Source organism: Rathayibacter sp. PhB186 (assembly GCF_003751825.1).
GTDB lineage: Bacteria > Actinomycetota > Actinomycetes > Actinomycetales > Microbacteriaceae > Rathayibacter > Rathayibacter festucae.
Genome location: NZ_RJKO01000002.1, coordinates 1 through 23390, shown reverse-complemented (window position 1 = coordinate 23390; position 23390 = coordinate 1). Strand labels below are relative to the sequence as shown.

The window sequence follows — 23390 nt, the reverse complement described above, 5'->3', positions numbered from 1 at the left end:
GCAAAGGACGCGGCGGCTGAATGGGGACACCTCGCTCGCCGACCTCGGGTCGGCCCGTCTTCAGGAGTTCTCGTGCTCGCATTCGCCACCGTCGCCATCGACCTCGTCGCCATCGCTCTGCTGACGTTCGGGATCTACTTCCCCCGCCACCGGCGTCGGGACCTCGTCGCCGCGTTCCTCGGCGTGAACGTCGGCGTCCTCGCCGTCTCGCTGGTCCTGGCCTCCAGCACGGTCGGAGCCGGTCTCGGGCTGGGCCTCTTCGGGGTCCTCTCGATCATCCGTCTGCGCTCGGACGAGATCGAGCAGCACGAGGTCGCCTACTACTTCTCCGCTCTGGCCATCGGCCTCATCAGCGGCCTGGGCACTGCGCCGTCCGCGCTGACGGTCGGTCTGATCGCGCTGATCATCGCGGTCCTGTTCATCGCCGACCACCCGCGGCTGTTCCCGCGCATCCGTCAGCAGACGATCACTCTGGACAGCGCCTTCACCGACGAGGGCGCCCTGACCGCTCACCTGGCCGCGCTGCTCGGCGGCCGCATCCGGTCGGTGCAGGTCCGTCAGCTCGATCTCGTCAACGACACCACGCAGGTCGACGTCCGCTTCGACGTCGCGGAGCGCCGCGCCCGCGGCGGGCAGCACGACGAGCTCGCCCCGGCCACCTCCGCCGTCGGCGTCCCGGTCTCGCGATGACCGCCGTGACGACGTCGCGTCTGCAGTCTTTCGAAGCGATCAGCCTCCCCGAGCTCGTCGGTCAGGCGTCGCTGCAGACCCGCATCGACCGCAAGTACCTGATTCCCGCCGGCAGCTTGGACGCCGTGCTCGCCCGGCTGGACGACAGCACCCGCGTGCTCGAGATCGGCGGGCGCCGCGACTGCGACTACGAGTCGATCTACTTCGACACCCCGCAGCTGGACAGCTACCACCTCGCCGTGCGCGGCCGCCGGCGGCGCTTCAAGATCCGCACCCGCACCTATCTCGACTCCGCGACGAGCTACCTCGAGGTGAAGACGCGCGGATCCCGCAGCAGCACCGTCAAGGAGCGGATCGACCACCCGGCCGGACGGCGCGACGAGCTCACCGCGGAGGGTCTCGCCTACATCGACGAGACCCTCGCGGCGACGGGAATCGCCCTGGACTCCCGAGAACTCGGCCCGGTGCTGTCCACCGAGTACGCCCGGACGACGCTCTTCCTCCCCGGATCCGCCACCCGCGCCACGATCGACACCCGCCTCGTCTGGCGGCTGCGCAGCGCACCCGCCCGAGTGCTGGATCGACCGGCCGTGGTCGTCGTCGAGACCAAGTCGGCCTCCCGCCCGTCCGAGGTCGACCGGGCGCTCTGGGCCGAAGGCCACCGCCCCGTCTCGCTCTCGAAGTACGGGACCGGGATGGCCGCGTTCCGCTCCGAGCTCCCCGCCAACAAGTGGACCCGCACCCTCGACCGACATTTCGACCGGGCCCCCGCCCGAGTCGTCTCTCCCCGATAGGACCACCATGCACAACCGCTCCCGCCCGCTGTCCGTCCTCGCCGTCCTGGGTCTCACCGGTGCTCTCCTCACCGGCTGCAGCGCCGCCGCGGTCGCCGGCTCCGCCTTCGGCACCGCGACCGACTCGAGCTCCACCGCCCCCACCGGCACGAGCACCGACGACACGGAGGCGGGCACCACCGTCGAGGCCGTCGGCACCTCCCTCGACTCCACCGCCACGCAGATCCTCGCGGCGAACACCGCCGTGCACGCCACCGACCAGGCCGCCGACGCCGCCTCGACGAGCATCACCCTCTCCGGCGACAGCGCCGCGGCCGACGGGGACGCCGTGCGCGTCGACGGCTCGACCGTCACCATCACCGACGCCGGCACCTACGTCCTCAGCGGCACCCTCACCGACGGCCAGGTCGTGGTGGACACCACCGCCGAAGGAACCGTGCGACTCGTGCTCGACGGCGTCGACATCACGAGCTCCACCGGTTCCGCGATCACGGTCACCGCCGCCTCCGACGTCGTCGTCGAACTCGCCACCGGATCGACGAACACCCTCAGCGACACCGCCTCCTACGCCGAGGACGCCGAGTCGAACGCCGCGCTCTACAGCGCCGCCGACCTCACCGTCACGGGCGAGGGCTCGCTCGAGGTGCAGGGCAACGGCAACGACGGCATCACCGGCAAGGACGGCCTCGTCATCCTCTCCGGCACCATCACCGTCGATGCGGTCGACGACGGCATCCGCGGCAAGGACTACCTCGTCGTCCGGGGCGGCACCCTCGCCGTCACCGCCGGCGGCGACGGACTCACCTCCGACAACGAGGACGACGCCACCGCGGGCTTCGTCTCGATCGCCGGCGGCGACATCACCGTCGACGCGCAGGGCGACGCCGTCGTCGCCGTCACGGACATCGTCGTCACCGGGGGCACCCTGAACCTCACCGCGGGAGGCGGGAGCGGCGCGCAGCTCGCGACCGACGCCTCCGCCAAGGGTCTCAAGGCCGGGATCATCGTCGACCTCGAGGGCGGCGACGTGACCATCGACTCCGCCGACGACGCCGTGCACTCCGACACGTGGGTGCACACCACCGCCGGAACCCTGACGCTCGCCACCGGCGACGACGGCGTCCACGCCGATTCGGCCCTGCTCCTCGATGGAGCCGACATCGCCGTGACCGACTCGGTCGAGGGGATCGAGAGCGCCGACATCCGGATCACCGACGGCGACGTCTCCGTGGTCTCCAGCGACGACGGCCTGAACGCCTCCGGCGGAACCGGCACGGACTCCGACGGGGCCGCGACCGGCACGACGGGCGGCCCCGGCGGAGGCATGGGCGGCGAGGGCGACGACGGCTCCGTGATCACCCTCAGCGGCGGCACGGTCACCATCGATGCCGAGGGCGACGGCTTCGACTCGAACGGCAGTGCGACGATCAGCGGCGGCAGCCTCGTCGTGAACGGCCCCGAGCAGAGCGGCAACGGCGCACTCGACGTCAACGGCACCCTCGTCGTCACCGGCGGAGAGGTGCTCGCCACCGGCAGCGCCGGGATGATGGTCTCGCCCGACGCGTCCTCGACCCAGGGCTGGATCTCCTCCGCCCTCAGCAGCACCCTCCCCGCGGGCACCGATGTGACGATCACCGACGCGGACGGCACCACCGTCACGACGTTCACGACGTCGAAGACGATCGCGGGCGTCGTCTACGCCGGCCCGGAGATCACCTCCGGCGAGAGCTACACCCTCACCGCCGACGGCACGACCCTCGCCACCGTCACCGCGGGCACGGCCGCCGCCGGAGGTGGCGGCATGCGCGGCGGCCGCTGACCCTCGAGGATCGACACCACAGAAGGGCCGGCCGGACTTTCTTCGCGACGGGTGTCGATCCGGGATCGCGCCGTTCGACCTCGAGGTGAGAAGGTCGCACGACGCTCCTTCCATCACTGAGAGACGGGAATCCCCTGATGCCGAAGTACATGCTGATCTGGCGCGCGACCGACGAGTCGCTGGCCGCGATGATGAACACCGATTTCAGCCAGATGCTGGAGTCGATGGGCCGCTTCAACGACGAGCTGATCCGGGCCGGCGTGCTGCTGGCGGCGGAGGGGCTGGACGACCCGAGCCAGGGGGTCGTCGTCGACTTCAGCGGCGAGACTCCGGTCGTCACGGACGGGCCCTACGGGGAGACGAAGGAGCTGTTCAACGGCTACTACGTCCTCGACGTCGCCTCGATCCAGGAGGCGGTCGAGTGGGCCAAGCGTGCGCCGATGACCGGCGGCGGCAAGGCCGAGATCCGCCGGATCCCCTCGATCGACGAGTTCCCGCAGGACAACGAGTACGTGCAGCGGGAGCGCGCCTGGCGTGAGCAGACCGGCCAGCTCTGACGCGAGGGCCGCCGTCGAGACGGTCTGGCGGATGGAGTCCGCCCGCATCGTCGGCGCCCTCGCCCGCTACACCGGCGACGTCGATCTCGCCGAGGATCTCGCCCAGGAGGCGGTCGCGGAAGCGCTCGTCTCCTGGGCGGTCGGCGGCGTACCGGCGGAGCCCGTCGGCTGGCTGCTGACCACGGGCCGGCGCCGCGCGATCGACGCGTTCCGCCGGCGCGGGGCGCGCGACGCACGGTACGCGCTGCTCGCCCGCGACCTCGACGAGGCGGGCCCGGGTCCGGATGCGCTCTTCGATCCCGACGCCATCGAGGACGACGTGCTCGCGCTGATGTTCACGGCCTGCCATCCGCTGCTGGCGAAGGAGGCCCGGATCGCGCTGACGCTGCGGCTGGTCGGCGGGCTCACCACGACCGAGATCGCGCAGGCGTTCCTCGTTCCGGTGGCGACGATCCAGGCCCGGATCACGAGGGCGAAGAAGACCCTCTCCGCCGCCCGGATCCCGTTCGCCGTCCCCGACGCGGAGGAGCGCCCCGCCCGCCTGGGCTCGGTGCTGCAGGTGGTCTACCTGATCTTCACGGAGGGCTCGTCCGCCACCGCCGGGGACGACTGGATGCGCACCGACCTCGCCGACGAGGCCAGGCGCCTCGCGCGGGGACTGGTCGCCCTCGCACCCGAGCCGGAGGTGCTCGGGCTCCTCGCCCTGCTCGAGCTCACCGCCGCCCGGTTCCCCGCCCGGCTCGGAGCGGACGGGCGCGCGATCCTGCTCGAGGACCAGGACCGGCGGCTCTGGGACCGGAGCGCGATCCGGCGCGGGCGCGCCGCTCTCGCGCAGGCGGTCTCGCCGCGCGGTCTCGGTGCCTTCGGTCTCCAGGCCTCGATCGCGGAGTGCCACGCCGTCGCCCCGTCGGTCGCGGAGACCGACTGGCGGCGGATCGTGGTCCTCTACGAGGCGCTCGGCCGGCTGACGCCCTCGCCGATCATCGAGCTCAACCGGGCGGTCGCCGTCGCGATGGCGACCGGACCCCGGGACGCGCTCGCCCTCGTCGACGCCCTCGAGGCCGGCGGCGGCCTGGCCGGCAGCCACCTCCTCCCCGCGGTCCGCGGAGAGCTGTTCGCCCGGCTCGGCCGCACCGCCGACGCACGCGCCGAGTGGAGGCGAGCGCTCGCACTCTGCAGCAACGCGGCGGAGCGCACCGTCCTCGAGGAGAAGATCGCCCGCTGAGTCACCGCCCGGGTCGCTCCTCCCCTTCGAGGCGCCGGCGGTCAGGCCGCCGAGCCGGCGAGCTCCGCGCGGACGATCCCCGCACCGGCGGTCAGCGCGCTCAGCTTCCCGAGCGCGACCCCGCGAGGCAGGGGAGCCAGGCCGCAGTTCGAGCTCGGCAGGAGATCCGCCGCGTCGACGAACTGCAGTGCCTTGCGGAGGGTGTCGGCGACCTCCTCCGGGGTCTCGACGGTCTCGCTCGCGACGTCGATCGCGCCGAGCATGACCTTCTTGCCGCGGAGGAGCTCGATGAGCTCCATCGGGACGCGGGAGTGGTGGCACTCCAGCGAGACGATGTCGATCGTGGAGCGCTGCAGCAGCGGGAACGACGTCTCGTACTGGCGCCACTCCGGTCCGAGGGTCTGCTTCCAGTCGGTGTTGGCCTTGATCCCGTAGCCGTAGCAGATGTGCACGGCCGTCTGGGCGCGCAGCCCCTCGGCCGCCCGCTCCAGGACCGCGACCCCCCAGTCCCGCACGTCGTCGTGGAAGACGTTGAAGGCCGGCTCGTCGAACTGGACGATGTCGACGCCGGCGGCCTCGAGCTCCCGCGCCTCCTGGTTGAGGATCGCCGCGAACTCCCACGCCAGCTCCTCCCGGCTCCCGTAGTGGCGGTCGGCGAGGGTGTCGATCATGGTCATCGGACCGGGGAGGGCCCACTTGATCGGCTGCGACGTGTGCCGGCGGAGGAACGCCGCGTCGTCGACGAACACGGGCCGCTCGCGGCTCACGGCGCCGACGACGGTCGGCACGCTCGCGTCGTACCGGTCCCGGATCCGCACGGTCTCGCGGTTCACGTGGTCCACTCCGGCGAGGTGCTCGATGAAGGTCGTGACGAAGTGCTGCCGGGTCTGCTCGCCGTCGCTGATGATGTCGATGCCGCGCCGGTGCTGCTCGTGGGCGGCGATGCGCAGGGCGTCCTGCTTGCCCTCGACCAGCTCGTCGCCCTCGAGCTTCCAGGGGGACCAGAGGGTCTCCGGCTCGGCGAGCCAGGAGGGCTTGGGCAGGCTGCCGGCGATGGAGGTGGGCAGGAGAGTGTTCACGGGTGGCGATCCTTCTCTGATCAGCGGGCGGGGGTCCGGTGCTTCGACACCCAGGCGTCCAGCAGCTCCCGGTGCGGCTCGATGAAGTGCTCCGCCGTGTACGCGCCCTGCTCGACGGCGAGCCGATCGCGCTCGGCACGGTCGTAGTCGATCTGCGTCCGCGAGTAGTCCTGCTGCTGGAGGCTCGGCCGGAAGACGTCCGCCGCGGCGGAGTTCGTGTTGTAGATCTCCGGGCGGTAGATCTTCTGGAACGTCTCCATCGTGCTGATCGTGCCGGCCAGCTGGAGGTTCGAGTGGTCGTTGAGCAGGTCGCCGCGGAAGTAGTACGCGAGCGGCGCGACGGAGCCGGGGGCCAGGAAGTACCGGACCTGCAGTCCCATCCGGCCGAAGTACTCGTCGGTCAGGGACCGCTCGTCCTGCCGGTACTCGACGCCGAGGACCGGGTGGTGGTTCGAGGTCCGGTGGTAGGTCCTGCTCGTCGACACGCTGATGCAGATGACGGGCGGCGCGGAGAAGCGCTCCCGATAGGCGTCGGAGTCGAGGAAGCTCTGGAACAGGGCGCCGTGCAGATCGCCGAAGTCGTCCGGAACGGTGAACTCCGCCGCCCCCTTGTTCGCGGCCGGCAGCCGCACGCTGAAGTCGAAGTCGCGGACGTAGGAGGAGAAGTTGTTGCCGACGATCCCGCGGTGGCGCACGCCGGTCAGCTTGTCGCAGATCGTGACGTCGAGGACCTCGAGGAGAGGGAAGTCGCGGACCGCCTCCTCGGCGGGGAACCGCACCTCGACCGAGACGATCTCGAGCTCGACGGCGTAGCGGTCCCCGCCGGGGTTGTCCCAGTGGGCGAGGTCGTTGAACCGGCGGTCGATCATCGTCAGGGCGTTGCGGAGGTTCTGCCGGCGGTGCTCGCCCCGGGCGAGGTTGGCGAAGTTCGTGGTGGCCCGCGAGCTCGACGACGGCGAGTAGTGCTCGTCGAAGCAGGTCGTGGTGATCCTGAAGGTGACGTCGTTCGCCATGAGCGCCCAATCCGATGATCAGCAGGCCGCACCGGCCCTGGTGGAAGCGTGCGGGACCAGAGTGCCTGTCACCGGGAGGCATCGAAGAATCCGGCGCGACTATGCCGAGGTATAGTCCCGACCTATGGCACGTCGAACGGGCGGGATCTCGCTCCAGCAGCTGCACTACTTCGTCGAGGTCGCCTCCGAGGGGTCGATCTCCGCTGCGGCCGATCTGCTCTACGTCGCCCAACCGACCATGTCCGCGGCGATGAAGGACCTCGAGACCCGGGTGGGACGCGCCCTCCTCGTCCGCGTCGCGCGCGGGGTCACGCTCACCACCGAGGGGACCGAGTTCCTCGGCTACGCCCGGCAGGTCATCGAGCAGGTGGCGCTCCTCGAGCAGCGCTACCTGGGGCGGCCGCCGTCGCGCCGCCTGCTCGGGGTGTCCACCCAGCACTACTCGTTCGCCGTCGACGCCTTCGTGCGGATGGTCCGGGGCACGGAGGGGGAGAAGTACGAGTTCTCGCTGCGCGAGACCCGCACCCGGGACATCATCGAGGACGTCCGCACGCTCCGCAGCGAGCTGGGGATCCTCTACCGGAACGACTTCAACCGGGACGTCATCGACAAGATCCTCCGGGACGCGGGGCTCGCCTTCCATCCCCTCTTCCTCGCCCTGCCGCACATCTTCGTCTCGCGGAGGAATCCGCTGGCCTCGCGCGAGCGGGTCACCCTCGCCGATCTCGCCGATCTGCCGCGGCTCACCTTCGACCAGGGGGCGGACAACTCCTTCTACTTCGCCGAGGAGATCCTCTCCACGCTGTCGAGCGACCGGGAGATCCGGGTGTCCGATCGGGCGACGATCTTCAACCTCATGATCGGCCTCGACGGCTACACCATCTCGACCGGGATCATCAGCGACGACCTCGACCCCGCCATCGTCGCCGTCCCGCTCGACGTCGACGAGCGCATCGAGATCGGCTGGATCGGGCACTCCGCGATCCCCCTCACCGAGCAGGCCCGGCGCTACCTGACCGAGGTCCGCGCCGTCGTGACCGAGGGCGGCCTCGACCTGCTCGGCTGAGCGGGGTGGGGCGGCGACCCCGCCCCGCCCATGCTGGTCGAGGAGCCCCGCAGGGGCGTATCGAGACCCGCCCTCATCAGCAGGGCGGGTCTGCAGACTCGCGTTCCGACGGTGGTGGATCTCGATACGCCCGCTGCGCGGGCTACTCGATCAACATGGAAGGGATGCGTCCGCTGTGCGGGCTACTCGATCAGCATGCTCTTCCCTATACGGACCAGGTGATCTCTCCCAGGAGCGGCGAAGCCGCTTCGCGTCTCGGTGGTGAGGGAGAGGACGCGGCGGCGCGGCGTCATGGTGGTCACGAACGCGGGGCACCCGGCATCTCGCACTCCTCCGAACCGGTGACCGCCGGCCGGCCGAGGGACCGGAGGTCGAGGCCTCGGTCGCGGTCCGCGGCCGACCGTCGCTCCTTCTCGACCTCGAACACCGCGCTCCTCACCCTCCCTGGGTGAGGCCGGTGATCAGGTTGATGGCGACGGCGACGACGAAGGTGCCGAAGAAGTAGGACAGCAGGGCGTGGGCCAGGGCGATGCGGCGTGACGGGGTGGAGGACTGCGTGATGTTGCTCGCGCTGTAGGCCATGCCGATCGAGAAGGCGGTGTAGGCGAAGTCGCTGTAGGACGGGTCCTCGTCCTGGTCGAAGTCGAAGCGGTGGCGGTCGTCGAGGTAGTACATGCGCGCGTACTTGAAGGCGTAGACGGTGTTGATGAGCGCCCAGGCCGCGACGACCCCGACGACCGCGAGGATCGCGGCCGCGGATCCGACGGGGTCCTTCTGCTGGCTGCGGAGGAGCGCGACGACCACGAGGACGAGGCTGAGGAAGGTGGCGGCGATGATGAGCGAGTCGACCAGCTTCCGGGACCGGTCCTCGTGGCGGGCGAGGTCGCGGGTGCGCTCGGGGCCGGCCGGCCACGCCGTCGACCAGGCCCAGACGAGGAACACCCCCGCGGCGATCGCCCAGCCGAGCAGAGGCGACAGATCGGGGACACCGAGGAGCGCGGCGATCGCCGCGACGACTGCCCCGACGAGTGCGGCGACACCGGCCTTGACGGACAGGTGGGACATGACGGTTCCTTTCTGAACGGTGGTTCGTCGTCCGGTCGCGCAGCGCAGTGATGCCTTGCGCGAAGCTCACCCCCGCCGGGCTCGCGAGAGGGGGACGTAGAGGCCGGCGCGCTCGGCGCGGACGGCGGCGAGCGTGCGCGACGTGGCGTCCAGCTTGACCAGGATGTGCTCGAGGTGAGCGGCGACCGTGCGGGGAGCGACTCTCAGCGCCCGGGCGATCTCGAGATTGGAGCACCCCTCGATCACGTGGCCCAGCACCTCGAGCTCCCGCGGTGTCAGGCCCCGCAGGCGTGTCGCGGGGGAGAGCACGACGACTCCGCGGGTCACTGCGGCCAGTTCTCTCTCGCAGGCCAGCACCGTCACCCGCACGTAGCCGTCCGGCGACTTCCGGCGTCCGCGGGGCCAGAGGAACGAGGCGTAGTTCTGCCCCTCGGCGAGGGCCTCCCTCGCGGCGTCGATCAGAGCCGAATCGGCGGTGAGCAGCTCGTCCGCGGAGAGGCCCGGAAGGGAGGTGACGCCGTGGTCGGGGAGGAGGACCACGCCTGCTCCGGCTCCGCCGACGACCGAGGCCGACGCGGCGAGCGAGCGGACGGGGTCGATGCCCGAGGTGAGCGTCGGCAGGAGTCGAGCGAGGCGTCGGCGGACCGCCGGCGACGGCGGTTCCGCGCTCCGGAACAGCACCGTCATGAAGCCCACGTGCCGGCCCCCGTCCTCGAACAGGGCGACGGACAGGGTCTCGTGGAATCCCGCGGGGAGCAGACACTCCGCCCAGGTCTGCAGGTCCCTCGGCGAGTAGGGCACGTCCGACAGGCTGAGGGGAGGCCGCTCGCGATCGGCGCCGGTCCTCTCGATGTCGAGCGCCATCTGCGGGCCGCTGAGGTAGCGGACGCAGGACTCGTCGAGGTCGGTGCTCGCGACCGAGCGGTACCCCGAGCCGTTCGGCTCGGCCAGTGCCAGCCACGCGCCGTCGAAGGGGAGGTGCTGGTGCAGCTCGTCCAGCATCGCCTGCGCCCGCTCGCGGACCGGGCCGGGGCGCGCGGCCGTCTCGGCGAGGTGGAGCGCAGCAGTGCGTGACACGGGACTCGACCACCTCAGGACCGGGGGCAGGGGAAGCGAAGGGATTGTCCGAAGACCGGTGCTACTGGAGTACCACCAGGAGCCCCTTCACGGGGACCCCCTCGAAGGAAGACCGCATCGGCAGGTCTGCCGATGGTGCTCCCCCCTCCGCAGGGCGTGACATGGGCGTGTCGCGGTCGACCGGGCCGCGGAGCGTTCGAAAGCACGTCGCGCACGGGAGAGGAACGACCATGAGAGCAGTCGTCTACGAGGGGCCGCGCACAGTCGCGGTGAGAGACGTCCCGGATGCGCGGATCGAGCGCTCCACCGACGTGCTGGTACGCATCACGACCACGAACATCTGCGGGTCCGACCTGCACATGTACGAGGGGCGCACCAGCTTCGAGACCGGGCGGTGGTTCGGTCACGAGAACATGGGCGAGGTGATCGAGGTCGGCGACGGCGTCGACAAGGTCGCGGTGGGGGACCACGTCGTCCTGCCGTTCAACGTGGCGTGCGGGCACTGCAAGAACTGCGAGCGCGGGCTGACCAACTACTGCCTCACCGCTCAGCCCGTCCCCGAGTGGGCCGGTGCGGCCTACGGATTCGCCGACATGGGGCCGTGGGCCGGCGGCCAGGCCGAGCTGCTGCGGGTGCCCTGGGGCGATTTCAACTGCCTCCGCCTGGGAGAGGACGCGGAGGAGAAGTCCGCCGACTACGTGATGCTGGCCGACATCTTCCCGACCGGCTATCACGCGACGGAGATGGCGGGGGTGAAGCCGGGGGACCAGACCGTGATCTACGGTGCCGGCCCCGTCGGCCTGATGGCCGCGCTGTCCGCCACCATCAAGGGTGCGAGCAAGGTCATGGTCGTGGATCGGCACCCGGACCGACTTCGACTGGCGGAGTCCCTCGGCGCGATCGCGATCGACGACTCGAAGGTCGATCCCGTCGAGGCCGTGCTGGAGCACACGATGGGGCTCGGCGCCGACAACGGCTGCGAGTGCGTCGGCTATCAGGCGCACGACCCCGGCGGCGACGAGCAGCCGAACCTCACGCTGAACCGCCTGGTCCAGTCGGTGCGCTTCACCGGGCGGATCGGCACCGTCGGCGTCTTCGTGCCGCAGGATCCCGGCGGCCCCGACGAGCTCGCGAAGGAGGGGCGGATCGCCTTCGACATCGGCCTGCACTGGTTCAAGGGCCAGACCATGGGAACCGGACAGGCGCCCGTCAAGAAGTACAACCGCCGGCTCCGCGACCTGATCGCCGCGGGCAAGGCGACGCCGTCCTTCCTCGTCAGTCACGAGCTGCCGCTCGAGCAGGCACCGGACGCCTACGAGCACTTCGACAACCGCGACGACGGCTGGACCAAGGTCGTCCTCAAGCCCGGAAAGGCGGCGTGATCATGGCCGGCAAGGTGGCTGCCGCCGTCGGCATCGTGGGTGTCGCGGCCGGCCTCGTCGCCCGTTCCCTGGTGAAGAAGGAGCGCGAGTCGGACGGGGACGGAGCGCATCCCCAGGGGTGGAAGGCCGTCACCGTGCTGGGCGACGCCGAAGACTTCGCCGTCGGCGGGTATCCCGAGCCGCTGGAGCGTCTGGCGGAGTCGCTCGAGATCCGGATCGATCCGGCCCCCGGGGACAAGGGCTTCGAGGTGCACGCCCGGGTCCGCGAGGGTGCCGATGCCGGGGTGGGCGACGACCCGGGCAAGGCGCTGCGCGCGGCTCTGCGCGACGCCAAGCAGATCTTCGAGACGGGCGAGGTGCTGCGGGCGACCCCGAGACCGCACGGAGAACGACCGCGCACCCTGCTCGGTGGCGCGGTCGACACGGCAGAGGACGAGGCGAAGGGCGAGGGTGTGCTGTGAAGGCTCTGTGCTGGACCGGAGTGAACGAGCTCTCGGTCGAGACCGTCGAGGATCCCGGGATCCTCAACGCTCAGGACGCGATCGTCAAGGTGACCCTGAGCACGAGCTGCGGCTCGGATCTCCACCTGCTCGGCGGGTACGTCCCGACCATGCGAGCGGGCGACGTGCTCGGGCACGAGTTCATCGGCGAGATCGTCGAGGTCGGATCCGCCGTCACGAAGCACCGGGTCGGCGACCGTGTCGTGGTCTGCTCGTTCATCAGCTGCGGGAAGTGCTGGTACTGCCGCAACGAGCTCTACTCCCTGTGCGACAACGGCAACCCGAACGCGGGGATCCCCGAGATGCTCTGGGGGCAGGCGCCCGGCGGCTGCTACGGCTACTCCCACGCGCTGGGCGGGTGGGCCGGCAGCCACGCCGAGTACATCCGCGTGCCGTACGCCGACCAGGGCGCCTTCCCCGTCCCTGAAGGGGTGAGCGACGAGCGGGCGCTCTTCGCCTCCGACGCCGCTCCGACCGGATGGATGGGAGCGGACCTCGGCGGGGTCCGGCCCGGTGACACCGTCGCGGTCTGGGGCGCCGGCGGTGTCGGGCAGATGGCGGCGCGCGCGTCGCTGCTGCTCGGCGCCGAGCGCGTCATCGTGATCGACCGCTTCCAGGAGCGGCTGGCCCAGGTCGAGCAGGTCATCGGCGCGGAGACCATGAATTACGAGACCAGCGAGGTGACGGCCGAGCTCCGCGAGCTGACGGGCGGACGCGGCCCCGACGTGTGCATCGAGGCGGTCGGCATGGAGGCGCACCGCGACGGACCCGACTTCGCCTACGACCAGCTGAAGCAGCAGCTGCGGCTGCAGACGGACAGGCCCACTGCGGTGCGCGAGGCGATCTTCGCCGCGCGCAAGGGCGGCAGCGTCTTCGTGCTGGGCGTCTTCGGCGGCTTCGTCGACAAGTTCCCCCTGGGGGCGGTGATGAACAAGGGCCTCACGCTCCGGTCCGCTCAGCAGCACGGGCACCGGTACATCCCGATGCTCCTCGAGCGGATGGCGCGGGACGAGATCGTCACCGAGCACCTCGCCACGCACGTCCTGCCGCTCGAGGACGGCCCCGCCGGCTACGCCATGTTCAAGGAGAAGACCGACGGCTGCGTGCGGGCGGTCTTCCGACCCTGACCCTCGGAGAACCGCCCCCAGCTCCACCCGAGGAGCAGGGGCGGTTCCGTCACCGGGTGGACGTGATCCAGTGCCGGTTGCGCCGACCAGCAAGGAAGACCGATGATGACAACCCGAATGAGCAAGGGAGACCGATGATGGCAACCCAGGTGAGCAAGGCACTCCTCGTCCGTCTGGAGGCGATGCCCGGCAAGGCGGACGACCTGCGGGCGTTCCTGAACCAGGGGCTGACGATCGTGGAAGGGGAGCCGAAGACGGTCCGGTGGTTCGCGCTGCAGTTCGGACCCACGTCGTTCGGCATCTTCGACGCGTTCCCCGACGACTCCGGGCGGCAGGCGCACCTGTCGGGCGAGGTCGGCCGAGCGCTCGGCGAGAACACCGGGGTCCTGTTCGGGGAGCCCACCGTCGAAGAGGTCGATGTCGTCGCCGAGAAGCAGCCCGCGTAGGCGCGGCAGGACGACGCTCATGGAGCACCGCCCCTTCGGCCGCCCTCCGTCGGAGGTCTCCGTGATCGGGCAGGGCACTTGGTACATCGACGATGCCCACCGCCCGACCGCCGTGGCCGCGCTGCGTCACGGGATCGACAGCGGCATGACGCACATCGACACCGCCGAGATGTACGGTGACGCCGAGCCGGTGGTCGGTGCGGCGATCGACGGCCGGCGGGACGAGGTCTTCCTCGTCTCGAAGGTGCTCCCGAGCAACGCCTCGCGTGCCGGAGTGGTGGCGGCGTGCGAGCGCACGCTGACGCGGTTGGGCACCGACATGCTGGACTGCTACCTCCTGCACTGGCGCGGCTCGCACCCCCTGGAGGAGACGTTCGCCGGCTTCGAGCAGCTGCGCGAGCAGGGCAAGATCCGGTCGTGGGGCGTGAGCAACTTCGATGTCGACGATCTGGAGGAGGCCTGGCGGTCGGGCGGGGAAGGACACCTCGCCTGCAATCAGGTGCTGTACCACCTCGAGGAGCGCGCGATCGAGCACGCCGTGCTCCCGTGGTGCGAGCGGCGGGGCGTCGCCGTCGTCGCGTACAGTCCCTTCGGTCACGACCGCTTCCCCGATCCGCGGACGCCGGGGGGCCGCGTGCTGGAGCAGATCGCGGCGGAGCACGGTGCGAGCGTCCGGCAGGTCGCCCTTCGCTTCCTCGTGCGCCGGCCGGCCGTCTTCGCCATCCCCAAGGCCTCCACCGTCGCGCACGCCGCCGACAATGCAGGGGCGGGCGCGCTGAAGCTCAGCACCGCCGAACTCGACCGGATCGACGCCGCGTTCCCCCGCGGCCCGCGACCGCGCCGGCTGCCCATGCTGTGACGTCGGCCTCTGCTCGACGCGCGCTACGAGCGGAGGGTGTCGGAGGGGTTCTCGGAGAACGCTGCGCGATAGCCGGCGGCGAATCGGCTGAGGTGGATGAACCCCCATCGAGTGGCCACCTCGGTCACGCTGACGGCTCCCGGCACGGCGACGAGCAGTTCCTCGCGGACCCGCTCGAGCCGCTGCCGCCGGAGGTAGGCCATCGGTGTCGTGTCGAGAGTGCGGCGGAACGCCTCCTGAAGGGTGAGGCCGGCCGCCGCCCCGCCACCCGGTGAACCGCTGATACGGACACGGATCCTTCCGTCACGTCGCCGCTTCCACTGTCCTGTTCGTCTGCGGTCTCGGGCGGCGGGCGCGTCCATGCTTCCGGCGTGGGATGAGTGGTCGGTCACCGGTCGTCGAGGCGCGGAGAACGCGCGCCTCGAGGTTCGATTCCGGCGCTAGCGGTCATGTCCGGAAGAGGGCGTCGGAGGAGGTCCGGGGCGGGCGGGCCTGCTGAACAGATTGACGACGTTGCCGTCCGGGTCGCGGACGAGGGCGGAGCGGTTGCCCCACGGCATCGTGGTCGGCGCGAGCACCACGTCCTCGCTCCCGGGTCCGAGCTCGGTGAAGGCGCGGTCCACGTCGGCCACCTCGAACTCGAGCAGGACGGAGTGGTTCGACGCAGGGGCGACGGCGCCGTGGAGCATCCCGACCGTCGCGGTGTGGGCGATGGCGAGGGTCGCGCCCGCTCCGGTGAACTGCGCGAAGACCGGCGCCGGGCGCTCGGCTGGTCGGCCGATGACCTTCTCGTAGAAGGCGACGAGGCCTTCGAGGTCGTCGGTGACGATGCGGAGGGAGGTGAACGACATGGAGCTCCTTCAGTGGTGAGGGTGAGGCTGGTGAGGGTGAGGTCGTCCCACCAGGCTCGCCGGTCGTCGCGACACCGTCCTGTCGGTGTTTCCGGAGATCGTCGGCGTCTCCGGGAGATCCGCGCGCCGGATCAGCCGTCGATGACGGACCGCAGCCGTCCGTACTGGAGCGCGAGGTCCTCGGCTCGGAGGGTGCGCTGCGGGGTCCGCTCCTCGGTCACCTCGACCGACAGCATGCGGTCGCCGCGGAACGCGCGGACCCCCTCGCGCAGCCGGCACCAGGCGATCAGGTACCAGTGCTCCTCCTTCCCGATCGAGCCCAGCGGTTCGACCTCGCGCACGGACTCCGCACCGCTGCTGTCCCGGTAGCGGAGCCGGACGACCCGATCCGCTCGGAGGGCCGTCGCGAACTCCGCCGGAACAACCGGTTCCTCCTCGCTCTCGAGGAAGTGCACCCGCGAGGCGACCGCGCCGACACGGGCGGCCTCCCCGTCCGGCAGGACCGCGAGCGTCTTCCGGGCGGCGGTCCGGGCTGCGTGCCGGAAGGGACTGCGCTCCAGCGCGCTGAGGCCGATCAGCACGGCGAGGGCCTCGTCGAGGGTGAATCCCGCCGGGCCGAGGGTCGCGGACGCGTCGATGACGTAGCCGCCCGTCCGGCCCGGCTCCGCCCAGATCGGCAGTCCGGACTGCTGCAGCGCGGACAGGTCCCGCTCGATGGTCCGCACGGACACCTCGAACCGCTCGGCGAGGCGGCGTGCGCTCCGCGGCCGGGGCGAGACCGCTCGCAGCTCCTCGACGAGCCCGTAGAGACGATCGGTGCGGTTCACCTGACCATCATCCGCCCTGCCCCGCCGGTGTCGCACAGCGGAGTCGAGAGGGTCCGGGATGAGGGAGTCGACGCTCTCGACCGGGGAAGCCGGGCGCGGCGGCGCTCGCGTGCTGCAGAGGCCGGCGCTACGCCTCGGGCGGCTGGTCGACGCCGCGGTCGGCGCCGCGCTTCTCGCGGCGCAGCTGCGCGCCGCCGCCCGCGATCAGGGCGAGCGCGAGCGCGATGCTGCACAGGCGCAGCGGCCAGGGCAGATCCGGGAACAGGATCATCGGCAGGGCGGCGACGAACGTCGCCCCCACGAAGTACCAGACCGCGACGGGCGCAGCGGGATTCTCGTTCGAAGCCATCCCTCCACGGTAGCCGCGGGGCTCGGCGCGGGCCTCCCCCTCAGGTCGCAGACCTCTCGGAGGACGGGCGCGCCCTGCGGGACGCGACCCGACCCGGCGAACGGGCGGCGCGCGACCCGCTCAGCGCCCCGCCCGCTCGCCTCTCACGGTCGTCCCTCCAGGAGGCGGGTCGTCCACCGGGCCAGCGCGGTGACGGCGGCGCGGGACAGCTCGGCGCCGGGCATCATGCTGGTGAAGCCGTGGAACGCTCCGGGCCAGACGTGGAGCTCCGCCTGGACTCCGGCTTCCCAGAGGCGGCTCGCGTAGGCGACCGTCTCGTCCCGGAAAACCTCGGCGCTGCCGCAGTCGAGGTAGGCCTGGGGGAGTCCGGCCAGGTCGCCCGCTCGTGCGGGCGCGGCGTAGACCGAGACATCCTCGCCGCCGCGCCGGGCGCCGAGGTAGGCGTCCCAGCCGAACCGGGTCATGGCTCGGTCGGCGACGCCGATCCCGTCGATCTGCCTGGTCGAGACGGTCGAATCGCTGTCGTCGAGCATCGGGGAGATCAGGATCTGGGCCAGGATCGACGGTCCCCGGCGGTCGCGCGCGAGCAGGGCGGTGCCCGCGGCGAGTCCGCCACCGGCGCTCTGGCCGACCAGGACGATGCGGTCGGGGTCGACGCCCAGTGCGTCGGCGTGCTCGGCGGTCCAGACGAGACCGGCGTAGCAGTCCTCCACGGGGTAGGGATCGGGGTGCTCGGGGGCGAGGCGGTAGTCGACGGTGACGAGGACGACGTCGTGGGTGAGCAGCCAGTCGTCGTAGGAGTCGAGGTTCCCGAGGTAGTGGCCGAACATCATGCCGCCGCCGTGAATGGTGAAGAAGCAGGGGGCGGTGCCGGTGCGACCGGCGCGCTGGAGGATGCCGAGGTCGATCGGATCACCGTCGTGCCCGGGGACGGTGACGGTGCGCCGTTCGAGGCCGCGGGCGCGCAGTGCGTCGTCGAGCTCCTGCTCCGTCGTCTCCAGCTCGCGCATGCGCGGGAGCATCGCCGTGGTCAGGGTGAAGGGTCCGCGCTCCTGCAGCCGGTCGAGGAAGGTCGCGAGCTCGGGGTCGAAGGGCGGCGGCGTGAGGGTGTCGGACATCGGTGGTCTCCTGGGTCGAGGTGGTGCGGGAACGGAGGGCGCCGGCGGCGACGAGCACCGCGGCGGCGAGAGAGAGGGCCAGGGCGGCGACGGTGATCGCGTCCTGGAAGCGGAGGAGGTCGGGCGGCGCGCTGACGGATCACGAAGCCGGTCCCCGCGAGGACGGCGGCCGCCGGTCGCGGCCGAGGAGGCGCCGGTCACCGGCTGGAGGCCCGCGGTCGACGCGTGCAGGTCGCGGCCGAGGGTGGGCAGGGCGACGGTGAGGATCGAGCTGTCGAGCATCCCGAGCAGGGGCGCGGCCGACCGGCCGGTGAGGGCGATCCGCTCCTCGCGCAGGCGGCGTGGGGCCGTGCCTCGCGTGGCGGATCGGGGGCGTCGGGCACCATGGGCGCACTCCTTCACGGGGAAGAAGTGGCGGATCACTCGATGCCGCGTGTGCGCACAGGCCGCGGACGAGCGCGGACTGCTTTTTACCTCAGATGAGGAGAGAGTACACCCCGGCGGAGGCCCGGCGATCGGGATCCGGCGTCGAGCAGGGCGGCGCCCGCGTCGAGTGAGCGGTCAGGCCCCGGGGTCGGAGGAGCGGTTCAGCTGCGCGGCGATCGGCACGGTGCCGGCGACGACGACGTCGCCGGTGTGTGCGGTGGTGACGGTCTCGATCAGCACGATCTCGACCTCCTCCTCGGCCACGGGATTGTGCCGCACGCCCCGCGGGACGACGCTGCCGACGGGTCGAGAGCCCGCCACAGAGCGCCTTGAGTCAGAGCGCCTCGAGCACCTCGACCGCCCGCTGGACCCCGTGCTCGCTCCGCATGAGGCGGCCCACCTCGGCAGCGCGCTCCCGGCGCGACAGGGCGTCGGTCATCGCGGGCACGAGGGTTCCGGCCGAGAGGCGGCGCAGCGGGATCGGGGCGGCGGCGAGACCCTGCCGGTGCAGCTGCGCGGCCCAGAACGGCTGGTCGGCGGTGACGGGCACGACGACGGCGGGCACGCCGGCCCGGGCGACGGCGTGCGAGGTGCCGGCCCCGCCGTGGTGCACGGCGAGCGCGGCGCCCGGCAGGACCGCGTCGAACGGCACTGACCGCACCGCCAGCACGTCGGGGCCGCGGCACTCGGCCGGCAGCGCGAGTCCGCCCCAGCCGGTGACGAGCAGCACCCGCAGGCCGTGGGCGCGGGCGGCCGTGACGATCGCGTCCCCGCGAAGCGAGGCGTCTCCGGTCGCCATCGAGCCGAACGACGCGACGAGGAAGGGTCCGCCGGCCAGGAACTCGGAGACCACCGGGTCGGGAGACGCGGCCGACTCCGCGAACCACGCCCCCGTCTGATGCACCCGCTCCGGCCAGTCGTCGGGACGCGGCAGCAGCGCGGGGCTCACCGCCATGAGCGTCGCGCGCGACGGCGACCGCCGGTCCGGACGACGACCGCCCGGCAGCTCGGCGGCGGCGCGGGCCACGTCGGCCTCGAAGAGCCGGGCGGCGCTGCGCGGCACGGCGTAGGTGTGCCGGTTGTAGGCCCCCAGGTCGCGGGTGGCCGTGGGACCGCCGGCGGCGGGGAACCGCTCGCTCGGCGTGGCCACCGGAGCGAACTCCACCAGCACCCGGGGCACTCCGAGCGCGTCCGCCGCCATCGGCGCGCTGAGGATCAGCGGGTGGTGGACCACCACGTCGGGCTCGAAGGCGATCGTCTCCCGCACCGCGGTGGCGAGCATCCGCTGCATCGCGGGCCGCACCTCCCGGCGCAGGTGGTTCGCGAGCGCCCACGGGGTGCGGCCGGCGGGGGAGAGCACCCGCCGAGCGTCCAGCCCGAGGGCCACGGTGTCCACGCCCTCGGGGGCGTCAGCGTCGTCGGGCAGGGCCAGCAGGACCTCGTGACCGCGGGCGACGGCGTGCCGGGCGAGGGCCGCGAACGGCTCCACATCGCCCCGGGTGCCGGCGGTGGCGAGCATCATACGCATCCCCCCAGTGTGGCCCGCAAGTCATCACCCCGCGTCGAGGGGGCCGGTAGCCTCGGGCGGGTGACTGATCGCAGTGAGCGGACGGCGAGCACCGCACCGCTCGCGATCGGCGCGGTCGTGCGCCGCCTCGTGCACATCTCGCGCCCGGTGCTCTGGATCAACACCATCGGCTCCGGCCTCGTCGCCGTGTGGCTCACCGGCGCGCTGTTCGACCTGCGGGCCCTGCCGATCATCCTGTGGCTCACCCTGCCGTTCAATCTGCTGATCTACGGCGTCAACGACGTCTACGACCAGGACACGGACGCGTCCAATCCCCGCAAGGGCTCGATCGAGGGCGCCAGGATCCGGCAGTCCGAGGTGCGGTTGATCGCCTGGGCCGTCGCGGTGACCAACGTCCCGTTCCTCGTCTACTTCCTCCTCGCGCTGCCGCCGCTCGCGAACGCCGCGATCCTGCTCTACGCCGGCGTCTTCGTCTTCTACTCCGCGCCGCCGCTGCGCTTCAAGGCGCGGCCCTTCCTCGATTCGCTGAGCAACGCGGCCTACGCGCTGCCGCTGGTCATCGTGCCCGCCGCCTTCGAGGTGTCGCCGGTCTGGCCGGCCGCCCTCGGGCTGATGGCCTGGAGTGTGGCCAAGCACGCCTTCGACGCGGTGCAGGACATCGTGGAGGACCGCGACGCGGGCATCACCACCACCGCGGTGCGGCTCGGGGCGCGCGGGACGGCCCTGTGGAGCGGGGCCTGGTGGATCGTCTCCACGGTGCTGTTCGCCCTGGTGAGCGTGCCGGTCGCCGCGGTCAACCTCCTGATCGCCGGCGTCCTCGTCGTGCGCCTGCTGCGCGACCCGACGCCGGAGACCGGTCACCGGCTCTACCGCCTGTCGGTCGCCTTCCCGTACATCGCGGGCTCCTTCACCGGGGTCCTGCTGCTGGTCTCGATCGTGCTGGGAGGCTCCGCATGAGCCGCATCGTCGTCGTCGGCGGCGGGATCGGCGGGCTCACCGCGGCCGCGCTGCTCGCGCACGCCGGCCACCGGGTCACCCTCCTCGAGGCCTCCGCCGAGCTCGGCGGCAAGAGCCGCCGCCTGCAGCTGGGCGAGGACCGCATCGACACCGGGCCGTCCCTGGTGACGTTCCCGGCGGTGTGGGGCGAGCTGCTGCGGCGCCTCGGCGACGGCGAGCGCGCCCCCGAGCGCGTCCGGGACGCCGGCCGGCTCGACCTGGTGCGGATGCCCGAGGTGGGCCGCTACTACTACGACGGCGAGGAGACCTCGCTGCCGGTCGCGCCGGACCACCCCTGGTACCCGGCTTGGCGGCGGTTCTCGGAACTGCACGCGCCCCTCGCCGACGACGTGACCGAGCTGCTGCTCGCCGACCCGCTCGACCGGGCCGCCCTCCCGGCGCTGCGTCGGCTGCTCGCCGTCTACGGCTCGCGCCTCACCACGCGCGCCTACCTCGACGGCCTGCCCTGGCTGCCGGACGGGCTGCGCGAGATCATCGCGATCCACACCCTGAACGCGGGCGTCTCGCCCGCGCGGACCCCCGCCCTCTACGCGAGCATGCCCGCGATCATGGCCGAGACCGGGGCCTGGGTGCCCCGCGGCGGCGTCTACGAGATCGTGCTGGCGCTGGGCCGGCTGGCCGAGGCGGCCGGCGTCGAGGTGCGCACCGGCGAGGCGGTCGTCCGCATCGAGCGCGGGTCGGTCACCACGGACGCCGGGCACTACTCCGCCGACCTCGTCGTCAGCGCCCTGGACGCCGACCGGCTCGAGGCGCTGACGGGTCCGTCGCGGCTGCCGGCACTGCCCCGCCTGCGCCCCCGCACCCTCTCCTGCTCGGCGATCGCGCTCTACGGCGTGCTGCGGGAGGAGCTGCCGGCGAGCATCGCGACGCACAGCGTGGTGCTGCCGACCCGGCCCGCCGCGCTGCACCGCAGCCTCGAGGCGGGCGACGAGCCGGCGGACACCATGGTGTTCGTCAACCAGTACCGCGCGGGCGAGGTGTACCCGAATCCGCACAGCACCCTCGGCGTCCTGCTCACCGCGCCCGCCGACGGCGGCCGGTACACCGCCGAGCACCCCTTCGTGCGGCGTGAGGTCGAGCGCGTCTCGCGGGCGATGGGGCTCGACGGGCTCCTCACCGACCTCCTCGACGAGCAGACGGTGCTCGATCCGCAGTACTACGGCGAGGGCGGCGAACCGCACGGCGCGCTCTACGGCGCGGCGCGGCCCTCCTGGCAGAGCGGGCCCTTCCACCGGCCCGCCTACCACGACCGCCTGCGGCCGTGGCTGTGGCGGGTCGGAGCGTCGGTGCACCCCGGCGGCGGGATCCCCGCGGTGGTGGGCGGCGCGATGATCGCGGTGACCCGGCTGCTGAAGTCGAACCCGGCCTAGCCGGGGGAGCGGTGCACCGCACCGCAGCAGGCGGAGGCGGAGCCCTCTGCATGCTGGTCGAGTAGCGCCAGAGGCGCGTATCGAGACCCGCTGTCGCCTGATGTGTCGGTGATGGTGGATCTCGATACGCCCGCTGCGCGGGCTACTCGATCAGCATGACTGAGCTGCAGGCGGCATGCGGCTCCGCGCCTCGCAGGCTGCGGCGCGTCAGGCGGGCGTGAGCCGGAGGGGCGGGCGGGGCTGGATCGGCGTCGTCCCCGGTGCCGTCGGGGAGATCCACTGCACGACAGGGCTGGTCGTGGTCGAGCCCGGGCCGAACGTGAAGGCGAAGTCGGCCGCACCGGCGACGGTCGGACCGGTGAGGTACGCGAACGCGGCGCTGTCCTCGTCGACGACGCTCCAGCCCGAGGGCAGGGCGATCGTCGACGCGTCGAAGAACTCGGCGGGGATCAGCAGGAGACCGGGGTAGCCGATCGCGTAGCAGTCGGCGGGCACCAGCAGCCGGAGCGTCGACGTCCCGCCGAAGACGGCGGGGTTCGTCAGCCACTCGAGCACGGGGAAGCCCCGCGGCCCGACCTCGATGGTCGACGAGACGGAGCCGGTGACCTCGCTCTCGGTCCAGGTGGCCGTAGTCGTCCAGTTGCCGGACAGCTCACCCCACTCGACGTTGAAGCCCTTGGTCCCCGCGCTCACGCCGTCGGGGGCGAGGATCGTGATCGTCCGGCCGTTGTCGTTGATCACCGTCCACCCCGCCGGCGCGACGACCGTCGTCGCGGGGGAGAAGGCGTACTCCTCGAGGACGGTCAGGGTGAGAGTGCCGGTCCCGCGGACGACCGGAGTGCCGCGCGAGGGCGACTCCAGGGTGAGGAACAGGAGGGACGACTCCGTCTGGACGCCCCTCGGGCCGTCCCAGGACAGGCGGGCCGTGAGCCCGGCGGTGCTCGCCGCGGCCATCGGCGCGGCCGTCGCGACCGCGACGACCGGGGTCGACCAGGCCGCCCCGAGCACGGTGCGCCTCGCGACGTCGGAGGGGCGGGGGTCGCGGACGCCGTGTGTGCTCATCGGGGCGAGTGTCGCAGTGGGGGAGTGTCCGCGGCAAGATCCTCTAGCTGTAGTTCCCCGTGAGGTTGTGGACGCGTTCTGCGGGGGTTGATCCGCCGATTCCGGTGTGGGGTCGGTGGTGATTGTAGTGATGGAGCCAAGCG

General features: G+C 72.0%; 26 protein-coding genes. 13 read left to right on the top strand and 13 right to left on the bottom strand.

Annotated elements, in window-relative coordinates:
* The first annotated feature begins 72 nt into the window (after positions 1-72).
* The 5 genes from EDF45_RS07700 to EDF45_RS07680 all read left to right on the top strand — a co-directional run bounded on the left by EDF45_RS07700 (position 73) and on the right by EDF45_RS07680 (position 5085).
* Positions 73-690, top strand: coding sequence for a DUF4956 domain-containing protein (locus EDF45_RS07700; RefSeq protein ID WP_123735657.1), 618 nt, complete (start codon positions 73-75; stop codon positions 688-690).
* Positions 687-1484, top strand: coding sequence for a polyphosphate polymerase domain-containing protein (locus EDF45_RS07695; RefSeq protein ID WP_123735656.1), 798 nt, complete (start codon positions 687-689; stop codon positions 1482-1484). The genes EDF45_RS07700 and EDF45_RS07695 overlap by 4 nt, the downstream gene beginning before the upstream one ends.
* Positions 1485-1491: 7 nt before the next feature.
* On the top strand, positions 1492-3303 hold the full coding sequence (locus EDF45_RS07690) for a carbohydrate-binding domain-containing protein (protein ID WP_123735655.1): 1812 nt from the start codon (positions 1492-1494) through the stop codon (positions 3301-3303).
* 137 nt (positions 3304-3440) lie between these two features.
* The gene (locus tag EDF45_RS07685; protein WP_123704001.1) at positions 3441-3860 is read left to right on the top strand and encodes a YciI family protein; all 420 of its coding nucleotides are present in this window, start codon (positions 3441-3443) and stop codon (positions 3858-3860) included.
* 31 nt (positions 3861-3891) lie between these two features.
* The gene (locus tag EDF45_RS07680; RefSeq protein ID WP_123735654.1) at positions 3892-5085 is read left to right on the top strand and encodes an RNA polymerase sigma factor; all 1194 of its coding nucleotides are present in this window, start codon (positions 3892-3894) and stop codon (positions 5083-5085) included.
* Positions 5086-5126: 41 nt separating this feature from the next.
* Here EDF45_RS07680 and EDF45_RS07675 read toward each other — a convergent pair whose 3' ends face one another.
* Together EDF45_RS07675 and EDF45_RS07670 are read right to left on the bottom strand one after the other, a co-directional pair.
* Positions 5127-6164 (bottom strand): methionine synthase, encoded by a 1038-nt coding sequence (locus tag EDF45_RS07675; protein ID WP_123735653.1) that lies wholly within the window; start codon positions 6162-6164, stop codon positions 5127-5129.
* Between the two features lie 20 nt (positions 6165-6184).
* Complete coding sequence (locus EDF45_RS07670) at positions 6185-7177, bottom strand: putative oxygenase MesX (RefSeq protein ID WP_123735652.1); 993 nt, start codon at positions 7175-7177, stop codon at positions 6185-6187.
* Positions 7178-7301: 124 nt separating this feature from the next.
* Between EDF45_RS07670 and EDF45_RS07665 the strand changes: the two genes are divergently transcribed.
* Entirely contained in the window at positions 7302-8243 is a 942-nt protein-coding gene (locus tag EDF45_RS07665) for a LysR family transcriptional regulator (RefSeq protein WP_123703993.1), read from the top strand.
* 435 nt (positions 8244-8678) lie between these two features.
* Here EDF45_RS07665 and EDF45_RS07660 read toward each other — a convergent pair whose 3' ends face one another.
* Together EDF45_RS07660 and EDF45_RS21725 are read right to left on the bottom strand one after the other, a co-directional pair.
* Positions 8679-9308: a DUF1345 domain-containing protein gene (locus EDF45_RS07660; protein ID WP_123735651.1), complete on the bottom strand. Its 630-nt coding sequence runs from the start codon at positions 9306-9308 to the stop codon at positions 8679-8681.
* Positions 9309-9374: 66 nt separating this feature from the next.
* Positions 9375-10385 carry a LuxR C-terminal-related transcriptional regulator gene (locus tag EDF45_RS21725; RefSeq protein ID WP_123735650.1) on the bottom strand — a complete coding sequence of 337 codons (1011 nt, stop codon included), beginning with the start codon at positions 10383-10385 and terminating at the stop codon, positions 9375-9377.
* A gap of 230 nt (positions 10386-10615) precedes the next feature.
* Here EDF45_RS21725 and EDF45_RS07650 point away from each other — a divergent pair, with 230 nt between their 5' ends.
* The 5 genes from EDF45_RS07650 (at position 10616) to EDF45_RS07630 (ending at position 14699) form a co-directional block, all read left to right on the top strand.
* A complete protein-coding gene (locus EDF45_RS07650) occupies positions 10616-11767 on the top strand; it encodes a glutathione-independent formaldehyde dehydrogenase (protein WP_123735649.1) in 1152 nt (383 codons plus the stop codon).
* A gap of 2 nt (positions 11768-11769) precedes the next feature.
* Positions 11770-12228, top strand: coding sequence for a hypothetical protein (locus tag EDF45_RS07645; RefSeq protein ID WP_123741013.1), 459 nt, complete (start codon positions 11770-11772; stop codon positions 12226-12228).
* Positions 12225-13394 (top strand): zinc-dependent alcohol dehydrogenase, encoded by a 1170-nt coding sequence (locus EDF45_RS07640; protein ID WP_123735647.1) that lies wholly within the window; start codon positions 12225-12227, stop codon positions 13392-13394. The genes EDF45_RS07645 and EDF45_RS07640 overlap by 4 nt, the downstream gene beginning before the upstream one ends.
* Before the next feature lie 137 nt (positions 13395-13531).
* On the top strand, positions 13532-13840 hold the full coding sequence (locus EDF45_RS07635) for a putative quinol monooxygenase (protein WP_123735646.1): 309 nt from the start codon (positions 13532-13534) through the stop codon (positions 13838-13840).
* Between the two features lie 19 nt (positions 13841-13859).
* Positions 13860-14699 carry an aldo/keto reductase gene (locus tag EDF45_RS07630; RefSeq protein ID WP_123735645.1) on the top strand — a complete coding sequence of 280 codons (840 nt, stop codon included), beginning with the start codon at positions 13860-13862 and terminating at the stop codon, positions 14697-14699.
* A 23-nt stretch (positions 14700-14722) separates the two neighbouring features.
* On the opposite strand, the gene EDF45_RS07625 is transcribed toward EDF45_RS07630, so the two are convergent.
* The 7 genes from EDF45_RS07625 to EDF45_RS07595 all read right to left on the bottom strand — a co-directional run bounded on the left by EDF45_RS07625 (position 14723) and on the right by EDF45_RS07595 (position 19789).
* Positions 14723-15061, bottom strand: a complete 339-nt coding sequence (locus tag EDF45_RS07625) for a helix-turn-helix domain-containing protein (RefSeq protein ID WP_123735644.1) — start codon at positions 15059-15061, stop codon at positions 14723-14725.
* A 78-nt stretch (positions 15062-15139) separates the two neighbouring features.
* Positions 15140-15550, bottom strand: a complete 411-nt coding sequence (locus EDF45_RS07620) for a VOC family protein (RefSeq protein WP_123735643.1) — start codon at positions 15548-15550, stop codon at positions 15140-15142.
* A 131-nt stretch (positions 15551-15681) separates the two neighbouring features.
* The gene (locus EDF45_RS07615) at positions 15682-16377 is read right to left on the bottom strand and encodes a YafY family protein (RefSeq protein ID WP_123735642.1); all 696 of its coding nucleotides are present in this window, start codon (positions 16375-16377) and stop codon (positions 15682-15684) included.
* Positions 16378-16504: 127 nt separating this feature from the next.
* Positions 16505-16726, bottom strand: a complete 222-nt coding sequence (locus tag EDF45_RS07610; protein ID WP_123735641.1) for a hypothetical protein — start codon at positions 16724-16726, stop codon at positions 16505-16507.
* A 143-nt stretch (positions 16727-16869) separates the two neighbouring features.
* Complete coding sequence (locus EDF45_RS07605; protein ID WP_123735640.1) at positions 16870-17844, bottom strand: alpha/beta hydrolase; 975 nt, start codon at positions 17842-17844, stop codon at positions 16870-16872.
* A gap of 561 nt (positions 17845-18405) precedes the next feature.
* Complete coding sequence (locus tag EDF45_RS07600; RefSeq protein ID WP_123735639.1) at positions 18406-18591, bottom strand: hypothetical protein; 186 nt, start codon at positions 18589-18591, stop codon at positions 18406-18408.
* Between the two features lie 13 nt (positions 18592-18604).
* Positions 18605-19789, bottom strand: a complete 1185-nt coding sequence (locus tag EDF45_RS07595; RefSeq protein WP_260312362.1) for a glycosyltransferase — start codon at positions 19787-19789, stop codon at positions 18605-18607.
* Positions 19790-19858: 69 nt separating this feature from the next.
* Between EDF45_RS07595 and EDF45_RS07590 the strand changes: the two genes are divergently transcribed.
* Positions 19859-20755 (top strand): UbiA family prenyltransferase, encoded by an 897-nt coding sequence (locus tag EDF45_RS07590; protein WP_123735637.1) that lies wholly within the window; start codon positions 19859-19861, stop codon positions 20753-20755.
* A complete protein-coding gene (locus tag EDF45_RS07585) occupies positions 20752-22185 on the top strand; it encodes an NAD(P)/FAD-dependent oxidoreductase (RefSeq protein WP_123735636.1) in 1434 nt (477 codons plus the stop codon). Before EDF45_RS07590 ends, EDF45_RS07585 begins: the two co-directional genes overlap by 4 nt.
* Before the next feature lie 207 nt (positions 22186-22392).
* Here EDF45_RS07585 and EDF45_RS07580 read toward each other — a convergent pair whose 3' ends face one another.
* Both EDF45_RS07580 and EDF45_RS07575 read right to left on the bottom strand, forming a co-directional pair.
* On the bottom strand, positions 22393-23247 hold the full coding sequence (locus tag EDF45_RS07580; protein WP_123735635.1) for a hypothetical protein: 855 nt from the start codon (positions 23245-23247) through the stop codon (positions 22393-22395).
* 43 nt (positions 23248-23290) lie between these two features.
* Positions 23291-23390 (bottom strand): integrase core domain-containing protein (locus tag EDF45_RS07575; protein ID WP_148060239.1); only part of this gene is annotated, 100 nt, incomplete at its 5' end.